12 protein-coding genes and 1 pseudogene are annotated in these 12,766 nt (G+C 70.6%); 4 read left to right on the top strand and 9 right to left on the bottom strand.

The window, feature by feature from the left end:
• The coding region (locus ACZ6R6_RS19470) for a DivIVA domain-containing protein (RefSeq protein ID WP_470095115.1) at positions 1-586 on the bottom strand (586 nt) is incomplete at its 3' end.
• Between the two features lie 89 nt (positions 587-675).
• On the opposite strand from ACZ6R6_RS19470, the gene ACZ6R6_RS19465 reads away from it, so the two are divergent.
• Together ACZ6R6_RS19465 and ACZ6R6_RS19460 are read left to right on the top strand one after the other, a co-directional pair.
• Complete coding sequence (locus tag ACZ6R6_RS19465; RefSeq protein WP_470095113.1) at positions 676-1,386, top strand: ABC transporter ATP-binding protein; 711 nt, start codon at positions 676-678, stop codon at positions 1,384-1,386.
• Between the two features lie 145 nt (positions 1,387-1,531).
• Positions 1,532-2,203, top strand: coding sequence for a hypothetical protein (locus ACZ6R6_RS19460; protein WP_470095111.1), 672 nt, complete (start codon positions 1,532-1,534; stop codon positions 2,201-2,203).
• A gap of 16 nt (positions 2,204-2,219) precedes the next feature.
• Here the strand turns inward: ACZ6R6_RS19460 and rlmN are convergent, their stop codons facing one another.
• Positions 2,220-3,344, bottom strand: coding sequence for a dual-specificity RNA methyltransferase RlmN (rlmN, locus tag ACZ6R6_RS19455; protein ID WP_306856627.1), 1,125 nt, complete (start codon positions 3,342-3,344; stop codon positions 2,220-2,222).
• 64 nt (positions 3,345-3,408) lie between these two features.
• Between rlmN and ACZ6R6_RS19450 the strand changes: the two genes are divergently transcribed.
• Positions 3,409-4,491 carry a suppressor of fused domain protein gene (locus tag ACZ6R6_RS19450; RefSeq protein WP_470095109.1) on the top strand — a complete coding sequence of 361 codons (1,083 nt, stop codon included), beginning with the start codon at positions 3,409-3,411 and terminating at the stop codon, positions 4,489-4,491.
• 20 nt (positions 4,492-4,511) lie between these two features.
• Here the strand turns inward: ACZ6R6_RS19450 and ACZ6R6_RS19445 are convergent, their stop codons facing one another.
• From ACZ6R6_RS19445 to ACZ6R6_RS19420, 6 genes are all read right to left on the bottom strand, one after another.
• Positions 4,512-5,336 carry a phosphatidate cytidylyltransferase gene (locus tag ACZ6R6_RS19445; RefSeq protein ID WP_470095107.1) on the bottom strand — a complete coding sequence of 275 codons (825 nt, stop codon included), beginning with the start codon at positions 5,334-5,336 and terminating at the stop codon, positions 4,512-4,514.
• 69 nt (positions 5,337-5,405) lie between these two features.
• Complete coding sequence (gene frr, locus ACZ6R6_RS19440) at positions 5,406-5,963, bottom strand: ribosome recycling factor (protein ID WP_306856624.1); 558 nt, start codon at positions 5,961-5,963, stop codon at positions 5,406-5,408.
• A 188-nt stretch (positions 5,964-6,151) separates the two neighbouring features.
• On the bottom strand, positions 6,152-6,850 hold the full coding sequence (gene pyrH / locus ACZ6R6_RS19435; protein WP_306856623.1) for a UMP kinase: 699 nt from the start codon (positions 6,848-6,850) through the stop codon (positions 6,152-6,154).
• A 124-nt stretch (positions 6,851-6,974) separates the two neighbouring features.
• On the bottom strand, positions 6,975-7,808 hold the full coding sequence (tsf, locus tag ACZ6R6_RS19430; RefSeq protein WP_470095105.1) for a translation elongation factor Ts: 834 nt from the start codon (positions 7,806-7,808) through the stop codon (positions 6,975-6,977).
• Positions 7,809-7,952: 144 nt separating this feature from the next.
• On the bottom strand, positions 7,953-8,885 hold the full coding sequence (gene rpsB, locus ACZ6R6_RS19425; RefSeq protein ID WP_470095103.1) for a 30S ribosomal protein S2: 933 nt from the start codon (positions 8,883-8,885) through the stop codon (positions 7,953-7,955).
• Positions 8,886-9,164: 279 nt separating this feature from the next.
• Positions 9,165-9,767: an ArsR/SmtB family transcription factor gene (locus ACZ6R6_RS19420; protein ID WP_470095101.1), complete on the bottom strand. Its 603-nt coding sequence runs from the start codon at positions 9,765-9,767 to the stop codon at positions 9,165-9,167.
• 103 nt (positions 9,768-9,870) lie between these two features.
• On the opposite strand from ACZ6R6_RS19420, the gene ACZ6R6_RS19415 reads away from it, so the two are divergent.
• On the top strand, positions 9,871-11,109 hold the full coding sequence (locus ACZ6R6_RS19415; protein WP_470095099.1) for an MFS transporter: 1,239 nt from the start codon (positions 9,871-9,873) through the stop codon (positions 11,107-11,109).
• Positions 11,110-11,213: 104 nt separating this feature from the next.
• Here ACZ6R6_RS19415 and ACZ6R6_RS19410 read toward each other — a convergent pair.
• A pseudogene (locus tag ACZ6R6_RS19410) lies at positions 11,214-12,266 on the bottom strand (APC family permease); the annotation flags it as partial.
• Between the last annotated feature and the right edge of the window lie 500 nt (positions 12,267-12,766).

Below are 12,766 nucleotides of genomic sequence, written 5' to 3'. Positions count from 1 at the left end.
CGGGCGAGGGAGCGCCGACGGGCGAGAGACCACCCGCGGACGGAGGAGCACCGGCGATCGGAGAAGCACCGACGGGCGAGGGAGCGCCGACGGGCGAGGGAGCGCCGACGGGCGAGAGACCACCCGCGGACGGAGGAGCACCGGCGATCGGAGAAGCACCGACGGGCGAGGGAGCGCCGACGGGCGAGAGACCTCCGGCGGACGGAGGAGCGCCGGCGGACGCGGGAACGTCCGCGGACAGGGCGGCGCCGGGCCGCGGGTCCTCGGCGGCGGACAGGGGAGCCTCGACGGCGGACGGGGGCGGCGGCTGCGGGGCCGGGCGCGGGCGGGTGGGCACCGGCCCGCCGTTCCCGGCGGACCGGGTCTCGACCGCCACGATGAACGCCTCCAGCGCGAAGTCCACGGCCATCTCGTTGTAGCCGCCGAGCTTCGTGCGGAAGCGCGCGTCGCGGATCTCATCGGCGGTGATCGGCTCGCCGTCCAGGGAGCCCCTGCCGAGGGTGCCCTCGATCCGGCGGATCAGGGCATCCACCTGGTCGGGGTCATATCCGGCACGCACCCCCAGCACCCGTGGAAAACGGTTCAACCCCGGATCCCTCCCGTCCCGTCTGCGATGTCCATCATTCTGATCGGACACGGCTGGTAAAGCGAGTGATCGCGGTAAGGTGACCGCCTATGCGCCTTTCCGAGGTGTCCTTCCGATATTCACGCCGTGCCCCCTGGATCCTGCGGGACGTCGAGCTCACGCTCCGCCCGGGCTCCGTCATCGAGGTCACCGGGCGCAACGGCGCCGGCAAGTCCACGCTGCTGCGCCTTCTCGCCGGGATCATCCCTCCGTCCCGGGGCTCGATCACCGACCGGCCCCGTGTCGTCGGCTACGCCCCCGACGTCTTCCCCGTGGACCAGCCGTTCACCGTCACCGCCTACCTGACCCACATCGCCAGGATCCGGGGCGTCTCCGCCGCCTCCGCCGAGGAGCTGGCCGACCGGTTGAACGCCACCCACCTGCTGTCCCAGCCGCTCGGTGACCTGTCCAAGGGCAGCGCGCAGAAGATCGGGCTGATCCAGTCGCTGCTGGTCCCGCCCGGCCTGCTGATCCTGGACGAACCCTTCGCCGGGCTGGACGAGCAGACCCGCACCGAGCTCCCTGTGATCATCGGCGAGGTCGCCGCCGCCGGCGGGACGGTCGTGGTCAGCGACCACCAGAACCAGCTCCAGGACTTCCCCGGCGCCGACCACTGGCTGGTCGCCGCCGGCGCGATCACCGCCCAGGCCGGGGACCGGCCACGGCAGGCGGTCATCGAGGTGCTCGTGGACGCCGCCGAGGCCGAGGAGATCGAGCAGAAGCTCCGCGCCGACGGCTACACCACCAGGCGCCTCCAGTGACGGCCGGGGAACCCTCTCCGAGCGGCGGCGCCGTCTCCCGGCCGGGCGCCTTCCCCGCAGCCCTCCGGCGCCCGCCGCATGCCCGGGAGACACCAGTGACCCCGCTCCGACGCGCCGGCGTCCAGCACCTGCCCGGGAGACGCCGATGACGCCCCTCGTCCGTTTCAAGCTGGCCGCCTACGCCCGGTCGCACCGGCTGTTCCAGCCGATCATCGGACTGCTGGCGATGCTGGGCGTCTTCTACTCCTCGACGGTCCCGCCGGGCAAGGAGCTGTCCTCCTACGCCGACTCGGCCGGGCTGCTCATCCTCGTCTTCGCCTGGGCCGCCCGGGGGCTGCTCGACACCGAGCCGGCGACGCAGCGGCTGATCTCGATGACGGCGGCCGGCCGGCCCGGCCGGGAGGTCGGCGCCGGGCTGCTCGCCGCCCTCACCGTCAACCTCGCGATGGCGGCGACGGCGGTCGCGGTCCCGCTGGTCATCGGCTTCGCCGCCACGCCGGCGCCGGTCGACCTGGCCCAGGGCGCCGTGCTGCACCTGCTCGGCCTGAGCGTCGGGACGGCGCTGGGCGCGCTGACCAGCAGGCCGATCCTGCCCTCCCCCGCCGTCTCGATGCTGGCCCTGTTCGGCGGCTATCTCATCCTGCTGCTGGTCAGCCTCACCCCGGCGGGCCGTTTCACGGTGCCGATCATGCCGTGGATGCGCGCGGCGAACACCGGCACGCTCAGCGGGGCCCTGCTCGCGCTCGCCGCCGCGGCGCTGTTCTGGTCGGTGGCGGGCATGACCGTCTACGTACGGCTGCGCCGTACCCGTCCCTGAGCGCCCGGACCGCGGGCTACTCGGCGGCGGCGAGCTGGCCGCAGGCGCCGTCGATCTCGCGGCCCCGGGTGTCGCGGACGGTCACCGGGACGCCGTGGAACTCCAGGCGGCGGACGAAGGCCCGCTCGTCCTCGGGGCGGGAGGCGGTCCACTTCGAGCCCGGGGTCGGGTTGAGCGGGATCAGGTTGACGTGCACCAGCTTGTTCTTGATGAGCTTGCCGAGCAGGTCGGCCCGCCATTCCTGGTCGTTGATGTCCTTGATCAGGGCATACTCGATGGAGACGCGGCGCTTGGTCTTGGCCGCGTAGTCCCAGGCCGCGTCGAGGACCTCGGCGACCTTCCAGCGGGTGTTGATCGGCACCAGGGTGTCGCGGAGCTCGTCGTCGGGCGCGTGCAGGGACAGCGCCAGCGTCACCGGCAGGCCCTCGGCGGCGAGCTTGCCGATCGCGGGGACCAGGCCGACGGTGGAGACCGTGACGCCCCGGGCGGAGATGCCCAGGCCGGAGGGCGAGGGCTCGACCAGCCGGCGCACGGCGCCGATCACGGCCTTGTAGTTGGCCAGCGGCTCGCCCATGCCCATGAAGACCACGTTGCTGACCCGGCCGGGACCGCCGGGGACCTCGCCGGCGGCCAGGGCCCGCGCACCGGCGACGACCTGCTCGACGATCTCGGCGGTGGTCATGTTACGGGTCAGACCGGCCTGGCCGGTGGCGCAGAACGGGCAGTTCATGCCGCAGCCCGCCTGGGAGGACACGCACATGGTGGTGCGGTCGGTGTAACGCATGAGGACCGACTCGACCAGCGCGCCGTCGAACAGCCGCCACAGTGTCTTACGGGTGGTGCCGCCGTCGGTCGTCATCTCCCGGACCGAGGTCAGCAGCTTGGGGAACAGCGCGGTGGCGATCTTCTCCCTGGCCGTGGCCGGCAGGTCCGTCATGAGCTCGGGATCGCCGTTGAACTTGTCGAAGTAGTGCCGGGAGAGCTGGTCGGCGCGGAAGGGTTTCTCACCCAGCTCGGCGACGGCCGTCCGTCGCTCGGCCATGGTCAGGTCGGCCAGGTGACGCGCGGGCTTCGCCCTGCGAGGCGCCACGAAGGTGAGCTGGCCGGGTGCGGGGGTCCCGGACGGGCTGACAGTCGACAAGTCCAACGCCTTCTCTCAACGGTTACTCGAAGCGGTAGTCGACTCTGATCTAGAGTCCGGAGGTATGGCGACAATCCGCCCCTCAGGCGAGCGGGGAGACGGCGTCGAGGTCGTGCTCACCGACATCAACCCCTATGGGAGCCGCACCCTGGTGGTCGAACGCGACGAGACTTCCTCGGTAGCTTACCTGTGCGGGGCCGGAGGCATTGTGCACGGAGCGGTATGGCTGGCCAACCACGGCCCGGCTCCGGCGGTGATCGACCTGGACCGCCTGAACTCCGGACTGCCTCCGACGGCGCCCCGGGCGAACACCCGGCACCCCGGCGGCAGGCCCCCGCTGGGCACGCTGCGACCGCTGTGGTTCGAGGAGGGCGACGGCGTCGCCCTGTACGAGAACGACGGACTGCTCGCCGTCATTCCTGGCTGGGCGGACACGGGCAGGGGCGTGCCGGGCTACTCCCGTGACGCGGTGGGCGAATCACCGCTCGCCTGGTCGCTGGAGGAGGCCCGCGAGAGCCTCGACCTCCGGCTGGCCAAGGCCCGCGCCTACTGGGACTGGCGGGGCAGCGACGGCGCCTGGGCCTCCTTCCAACAGTTCGTGATGGGCCATCTGGACCGGGCCGTGGGGAGCGCGGGCCGGTTCTGGGACGCCGGGGGCGACCGGCTGCCCACGGTCGGCATCACCGAACGGCCGCCGGAGCCCGGGCGGGAGCACACGGTCCTGTCCACGGTGGGGATGAGCTGCCAGCGGATGCCCACCGTGGAGCAGTACATCGACCGCCCGGACGCCTACGCCCGGGTGGAGCTCGCCGTCGCCACCTCCGGCGACGCGCGGGACGCCGCCCGGCTGTTCCTGTGGCTGGGCCAGTATCCGTGGCACTCGGTCACCTGGCTGGGCCACGGCCACACCGCGAAGTGGTATCACCGGCCGGAGACGTTCCCGCTCGGCTCCGCCTACAGCGGCGTCGTCATGCTGGCCGGGCTGCCGGGTCTGCCGGACCTGTCGGGCTTCACCTTCGGCGGGGACGCCGTGCAGTGGCTCTGGCTGGTCCCGATCACCGCCGACGAGCTGCGCCTGGTCGCCGAGCACGGCCACCGGGCGCTGCTCCCCCGGCTGTCGGCCGACCGGCTCATCCGGGCGGGATGACCGACGGGCTCCGGAAAGCGTCAGACGAGCAGGGAGAGCAGCGCCCAGACCGGGATCAGCGCGGCGACGAGGGAGTCGAGCCGGTCCATCAGACCGCCGTGGCCGGGCAGCAGGGTGCCCATGTCCTTGACGCCGAGGTCTCGCTTGATCACCGACTCGACCAGGTCGCCGAGCGTGGCGAAGACCACCACGACGGCGCCGATCAGCACGCCCTTCCAGACGGCGCCGTCCAGCAGCCACGCCACCAGCCAGCCGCCCACGGCCATGCACGCCAGCGCCGACCCGGCGAAGCCCTCCCAGGTCTTCTTCGGGCTGATCAGCGGGGACATCTTGTGCTTGCCGAAGGAAATTCCTGCGAAATATCCGCCTATGTCACTCGCGACCGTGGTGGCGATGAAGACGACCACCCGGTCGGGGCCGTCGAGCGGATGCGCGAGCAGCAGCGCCACGAATCCGGCGAGCAGCGACGGATAGACCGTCACCAGGATGGTCGCGGTGATGTCGCGGACGTAGCCCTCGGTGCCCTGGAACATCCGCCACATCATCAGCACGAGCACGGTCATCGCGAAGACGCCGACCAGCCACGCGGGCCCGCCCCAGTAGGCGCCGCCGATCATGGCGGCCATCCCGGCCAGGACCGGGACCAACGGGACGGTGATGTCCCTGGCGGCGAACGACTTGACCAGTTCGGTCACACCGACGCCCACCGCCGCGATCACCACGGCCAGGAAGAGCTCCTCGACGAAGTAGAGGGAGCCGATGGCCACAGCTCCCAGACCGGCTCCCACCGCGATCGCGACGGGAAGATTCCGGCCGGTACGGCTGCCGCCCGCCGCAGATTCCAAGGGGGTCCTACTCTCATACACAAAATCCTTGTCCCGCGCGGACCTCCGCGCGAGACAAGGATGAGGGGCTCAGACTTCGAGCAGCTCGGCTTCCTTGTGCTTGAGCAGCTCGTCGATCTTGGCAACGTGCTTCTGGGTGAGGTCGTCGAGCTCCTTCTCGGCGCGACGCACCTCGTCCTCGCCGGCCTCGCTGTCCTTGACCAGCTTGTCGAGGACATCCTTGGCACTGCGGCGGATGTTGCGGATGGAGACCCTGGACTGCTCCGCCTTGTTCCGGGCGACCTTGATGTATTCCTTGCGGCGCTCCTCCGACAGCTCGGGGAAGGCCACACGGATGACCTGGCCGTCGTTACCGGGGTTCACACCGAGATCGGAGTTGCGGATCGCCTTCTCGATCGCGGCCATCGAGCCCTTGTCGAAGGGCTGGATGATGACCATGCGAGCCTCGGGGACGTGGAACGAGGCCAGCTGCTGAATGGGCGTGGGCGTCCCGTAGTACTCAGCGCTGATCTTGTTGAACATCGACGGGGTGACACGGCCCGTGCGGATACCGGCGAAGTCGTCCTTCGCCACCGACACTGCCTTGTCCATCTTTTCCTCGGCTTCGAGGAGGGTATCGTCGATCACAGCGGCTCCCTGTCTTCTCGGTCACTCACCATTTGCTCACTCGCTTCGCGGGACGCTCCTCCGTCGCGTACCACTCCACTCGCTACGTCAGGCTCGCTCCCCATCTTCGGGTCACTCACCTGCCTCACTCGCTTCGCGGGACGCTCCTCCGTCGCGTACCACTCCACTCGCTACGTCAGGCTCGCTCCCTATTTCCCTGCCGGACTCACCAGCGTGCCGATCTTCTCACCGTGCACCGCCCGGAGGATGTTGCCCTCGCCCATGAGGTCGAAGACCACGATGGGCAGGCCGTTGTCCATGCACAGGCTGATGGCGGTGGCATCCATGACGCCGAGGCCGCGGGTCAGCACCTCACCATATTCGAGGTGGTCGAACCGGACGGCGTCGGGGTTCTTCCGGGGGTCGTCGTCGTAGACGCCGTCCACCTGAGTGCCCTTGAGCAGCGCCTCGGCACCGATCTCCAGCGCGCGCTGCGCGGCGCAGGTGTCGGTGGAGAAGAACGGCGAGCCGAGCCCGGCCCCGAAGATGACCACGCGCCCCTTCTCCAGGTGGCGGATGGCGCGGCGGGGCAGGAAGGGCTCGGCGACCTGCTGCATGGTGATGGCCGTCTGAACGCGGGTCTCGATGCCCCGCTTCTCCAGGAAGTCCTGGAGGGCCAGGCAGTTGATCACGGTGCCGAGCATGCCCATGTAGTCGGCCCTGGCGCGGTCCATGCCGCCGGCGGACAGGGCGGCGCCACGGAACATGTTGCCACCGCCGACCACGACCGCGACCTGCACGCCCTTGCGGACGGCCTCGGCGATCGAGTCGGCCAGGTGGCCGACGACAGCGGGGTCGATGCCCTGCGGCTCTCTGCCGGCGAACGCCTCGCCCGACAGCTTCAACATGACCCGCTTCCAACGGAGCGGGCCCGGATACGACGAAACCGCCGACGTAGCGGGTTCTGAGTTCTCCGACACGGCGGCGGCCTCCTCGTTTAGTGCTCTGCTGCTGAGAGAAGCTGAGTTAAGACTAAGCCTGGCCGACCTTGAAGCGGACGAAGGCCTGGACCTTGACGCCGTTCTCGTCGGCGAACTTCGCGATGGACTTCTTGTTGTCCTTCACGAAGGCCTGCTCCAGCAGGGTGAAGTCCTTGTACCAGCCGTTGATGCGGCCGTCGACGATCTTGCCGATGGCGGCCTCGGGCTTGCCCTCCTCGCGGGTCATCTCCTCGAAGAGCGCGCGCTCCTTCTCGATGACGTCGGCGGGGACGGCGTCGGCGTCGAGGTACTTCGGAGCCATCGCGGCGGCGTGCTGCGCGATGTCCTTGGCGACCTGGGCGTTGGCGGTGTCGAGCTGCACGAGAACGCCGACCGCCGGCGGGAGCTGCGGGTCGGTCTTGTGCATGTAGGAGCCGATGAAGCCACCCTCGAGCACCGCGAAGCGGCGGATCTCGATCTTCTCGCCGAGCGCGGCGTTGGCCTCGTCGAGGTGCTCCTTGACGGACTTACCGTCGAGCTCGGACTCCAGCAGGGCGGGCACGTCAGCCGGCTTGGTGGCCAGGATGTGCTCGACGACCTGGGCGGCGAGCTCCTGGAAGCGCTCACCCTTGGCGACGAAGTCGGTCTCGCAGTTGAGCTCCAGCAGCGCGGCGGCGGAGTCGCCGGCCTGCTTCAGGGCGACCAGGCCGTTGGAGGCGGTGCGGGCCTCACGCTTGCCCACGTCCTTGGCGCCCTTGAGGCGCAGGAGCTCGACGGCGCGGTCGAAGTCGCCCTCGGACTCCTCAAGAGCCTTCTTGCAGTCCATCATGCCGGCGGCGGTCAGCTCACGAAGCCGCTTGACGTCGGCCATGTTCACGGAAGCCATTGTCTTTTCCTCGTGGGGATCATCACTGATCTCAGAAGTCGGCATGAGATCAGGTGGCTGGGTGGATCGGGTGGGTGCCTCGACTGAGCGCACCCACCCGGAAGAGCCTTGCGGGTCCGTACGGCTGGGCCGTACGGGAAGGGCCTAGGCCTGCTTCTCGGCGCCCTCGGCCTCGGCGGTCTCGGCCTCGGCGTCGTTCTCGGCGACCGGGGCGGCCTCGGCCGGAGCCTCAGCGGCCGGAGCCTCAGCGGCCGGAGCCTCAGCGGCCGGAGCCTCGGCGGCCGGAGCGGCCTCGGCGCCGGCGAGGAGCTCCTGCTCCCACTCGGCCAGCGGCTCGGCGCCACCGGCGACGGCCGGCTTGTCGTCGCCGCGGTTGGCGCCGGCGCGGGCCATGAGGCCGGCGGCGACGGCGTCGGCGACGACGCGGGTCAGCAGGCCGACGGCGCGGATGGCGTCGTCGTTACCCGGGATCGGGTAGTCGACCTCGTCCGGGTCGCAGTTGGTGTCGAGGATCGCGACGACCGGGATGTTGAGCTTGCGGGCCTCGCTGATCCCGATGTGCTCCTTCTTGGTGTCGACGACCCACACCGCGCTGGGGACGCGGGACATGTCGCGGATACCGCCGAGGGTGCGCTCCAGCTTCTCCTTCTCACGGCGGCGCATGAGGAGCTCCTTCTTGGTGAGCCCCGACGCGGCGACGTTGTCGAAGTCGAGCTCCTCGAGCTCCTTCAGACGCTGAAGCCTCTTGTGCACGGTGGAGAAGTTGGTGAGCATGCCACCCAGCCAGCGCTGGTTGACATACGGCATGCCGACACGGGCCGCCTGCTCGGCGATGGCCTCCTGGGCCTGCTTCTTCGTGCCGATGAACATGATCGTGCCGCCGTGCGCGACGGTCTCCTTGACGAAGTCGTAGGCCCGGTCGATGAAGGCCAGCGACTTCTGCAGGTCGATGATGTAGATGCCGTTGCGCTCGGTGAAGATGAAGCGCTTCATCTTCGGGTTCCAGCGACGGGTCTGGTGACCGAAGTGAACGCCGCTCTCGAGCAGCTGTCGCATGGTGACGACGGGGGTGGACATGTGATTGTCCTCCAGGTCGGAGCGCCCGCCGGGGCGCTGATCTCGGTTGACGCGACAGCCTGCGGCTGTCGCCCTGATGCCCCGAACCGGCTCCAGCCAGGCTCTCACCCGGACCGAGGGGACGGCTCTTGACGGGGCATGCGAAGTCGGCCCACGAGTAGCAGGCCATCGAAAAGTGTACCCGTAGACGGGCCTCACCCTGACCTCAGCACGTCAAGGCCGGCCTATCGTTCCCGATCGTTTTCGGCGGGGATCCGCGGCACCGGCCGCCGCGCCCGGTCACTCCCGGGGCAGCCCGTGCGGCCTCCGCTCAGCGCGCGGGAAGAGGCTGATCTGGGCTTCGGAGATCCGCGCGCCGACCGGGGCCCGATCCCGCTCCCGGGTGGTGATCCGGTAGGGGGCGATCAGCTCGTCGATCTGCTCGTTGAGTCGCTTGAGCTCCTCGGCGTCCACCAGCAGGAGGGCCCGGCTGAACACCGAGGCCTCCCGCCACTCGGGAGACTCGCGGTCGAAGTTGCCCAGGGCCCGGGTCACCTCGGCGGCCGCCTGGTCGCGCACGGCCTTGATCAGCAGGTCCTTCGCGGCCCGGACCTCGGGCCGGTCGTCCGGCTCGGGGCTGACGGTCACCCCCCCGCCGGGAGCGGCCCGCCAGAGGCGTTCCCTGCCGTCGCCGCGCGCCGGAGCGTCCTCGGCGAAGCCGTACTTGGCGAGCATGCGCAGGTGGTAACTCGCCGCGCTCGGCGTGACGCCGACGACCTCGGCCACGTCTGTCGCGGTGGCGGGCCCCTCGGTCTGGAGCCGGTTCAGGATGGCGAGCCGCGCGGGATGCGCGAGCGCGCGCATCGCCATGGGATCGGTGAGCGGCCTACGTGCCTCGGTCATGTGCAAACCGTACCCATTTCAGATCTGAAGGATTGCCTTCACAACTATGAAGGATTATCTTCATAGTTGTGAAGCGTTTCTTTCAGAAAGCAGCGTGATCCCCGTGTTCCAGCCCCTCCCCCTGCGCAGACAGCGTGACTACCGGCTGCTGCTGTCCGCCCGCGCCGTCTCCGAGACCGGCACCGAGGTCTCCCGGCTGGCCGTGCCGCTGACCGCCGCCACCCTGCTCGGCGCCTCCCCCGCCCAGATGGGCATGCTCGCCGCCGCGACCTCGCTGCCCTACCTCCTGATCGGGCTGCAGGCGGGCGCGGTCGCCGACCGGCTGAGGCGGCACCGGCCGGTCATGATCGGCTGCGAGGTGGTCTCGGCCCTCGCCATGGCCACGATCCCGCTGGCCTGGATCGCCGGGCTGCTGACCGTGCCGTGGCTGATCGCGGTGGCGTTCACCGTCGGCACCTGCATGGTGATCTTCCGCGCGGTGAACTTCCCGCACATGGTCGCGGTGGTGCACGACAGCCAGCGGACCGAGGCGCTCGCCGGCTTCCAGTCGGCCTACTCCCTGGCGAGCGTCGGCGGCCCCGGGCTCGCCGGACTCCTCGTCCAGCTGATCACGGCGCCGTTCGCGATCGTGGTCAACGCGGTGTCGTTCCTGGCCTCCGCGTTCCTGATCCGGGCGATCAAGGCGCCCGAGGTCCACACTCCCGCTCCCCCGCGCGGCATGTGGACCGAGATCCGCGAGGGCCTGCGCAGCGTGGCCGGGCACCCGACGCTCCGCGCGCTCGCCGGCTGCGGAATGACGATCAACTTCTTCGGCCCCGCCTTCATCGCGCTGTTCGTGATCTACTCGCTCAACGTGCTCGGTCTGCCCGCCGGACTGGTCGGCGCGCTCACCGCCTTCGCCGGCGTGGGCGGCCTGCTCGGCGCCGCGCTCACCCCGCGCCTGGCCCGGCGGTACGGCGAGAACCGGCTGCTGGTCCTCTCGGTGCTGCTCTTCCCGATCGACTTCGTGGCCGCGGCGCTCGCCTCCGGTCCGACGTGGGCGAAGTTCCTCCTCATGTCCGCCAGCACGCTGGTCACCGGCATGGCCATCGTGGCCTTCTCCATCTGCTTCGGCGCCGTCGTCCTCCGCGAGGCCCCCGCCGACCTGCGCGGCCGGGTCAACGCCACGATGACCTTCATGATCCAGGGCGTCGTCGCTCTGGGCAGCCTCACCGGCGGCCTGCTCGGCGAGCTGCTCGGGCTCCGCCCGGTGCTGTGGATCTGCGCGGCCGGGGTGCTGCTCACGATCCCGTGGATCTGGTTCTCCCCGCTCCGCGACTCCTCCGCACAGCCAGCACGATGAAGCCGGCGGCCAGCCATACCAGCCCGACGAGCTTGGCGAGGGGGGGCGGCCAGGGCGATGATCCAGATCGCGACCAGCCCGCCGGCCACCGGCACCAGCAGGTGCCGCCACCAGTCCCGGCTCCCACGCCGGACCCGGAAATATCCGACCACGGAGGCGTGCAGCATCGCGAACGCCGCCAGCGCGCCGATGTCCACGATCGAGACCAGGACGTCGAGGCCGTCGTCCCGGCTCGCCGCCCAGACGGAGACCGCCAGCGTGATCGCCCCGGCACTGAGCAGCGCCACCCTGGGCGTCCCCGATCTGGGGTCCACCGCCGACAGCCCGCGAGGCAGCCCCCCGCCCCTGGCCATGCCGTACAGCAGCCGTCCGGCCGCCGCCACCGCGGCCATCGCGGCGAACGCCGGGCCCACCGCCTTGGCGATCTTCATCAGGGTGGCCAGCCAGGGCGAGACCGACGCACCGGTCACGTCGTAGAACGCCGTGCCCTGCGCGGCCGGGTGCGCGGCCAGCTCCGCCGGAGGCACCGGGTCCAGCACCCCGGCCAGGTAGCTCTGGAGCACGAACAGCAGCCCGGCCACCCCCAGGCAGAGCAGCACCGCCCTGCCCACCTGGCGGGAGTCTCCGCTGGCCTCCTCGGCGAAGGAGGCGATGGCGTCGAAGCCGAGGAACGACAGGACCGCCACCGAGACGGCGCCGATCACCGCGGCCGTCGTCGTCCCCCCGACTCCGGTGAACGGCGACAGCCACGGCCTGGCCGGCCCCTCGCCGATCAGCACGGCCACCGCCATGACCACGAACACGGCCAGCACCACGATCTCGGCCAGGAGCACCACCAGGCCCACCCGGGCGGCCAGCCGCACTCCGGAGACGTTCAGCGCCGTGGTCACCACGAAGGCCAGCGCCGTGAAGGCCCAGGCCGGGACGGCCGGGAAGAGCGCGTGCAGCGCGATCCCGGAGAACAGGTAGGCCACGCTGGGGATGAGCAGATAGTCGAGCATCACCAGCCAGCCGGCCAGGAACCCGGCGCCGCGCCCCAGCCCCGCCGACGCGTAGGCGAACACCGACCCCGCCTCCGGCACCACCCGCGACATCTGCGCGTATGAGACGGCGGTGAAGGCCATGGCGATCGTGGCGATGACGTAGACGAGAGCCACCGCGCCGTTGCTCTTGGCGTCGAGCACTCCGAACACGCCGACCGGGGCCAGCGGCCCGATGAACAGCAGCCCGTAGACGATCAGATCCCGGGCCGAGAGCGTGCGGCGCAGGGCGGCCCGCTCTTCCACCTCGTGTTCTTCCACGTCAGTCCCCCTTTTCCGAGGCTACGGGGGACTGCTTTCCCGAGACCGTGGGGGACCGCCCAAGGCTACGGGGGACCGCCCCGCCGCCGGGAGGGCGGATGCTCCCCACCTCGACAGCACCGCCGCACGCCCGGCCCGGCCACCGTACGGCGGCGCTCGCGCCCACCGCCCCGGCCGCACCGCGCCACGCGGCGTCTCCCGATACCCCACCGACCTCACGCGGACCCATCGACGCGCCATACGGCCTTACGAGACGACACGGCGGCCCACCGGCATGCCATACGGCCCCACGAGCTCCCATACGACGGCACGCGACCGCACCGGCCTCACGCGGACCCACCGGCGGGCCATGCGAT

The organism is Streptosporangium sp. NPDC048886 (genome assembly GCF_055586905.1).
Note: the sequence above shows the minus strand (reverse complement) of the source record. Positions and strands in the feature narration are given on the sequence as shown.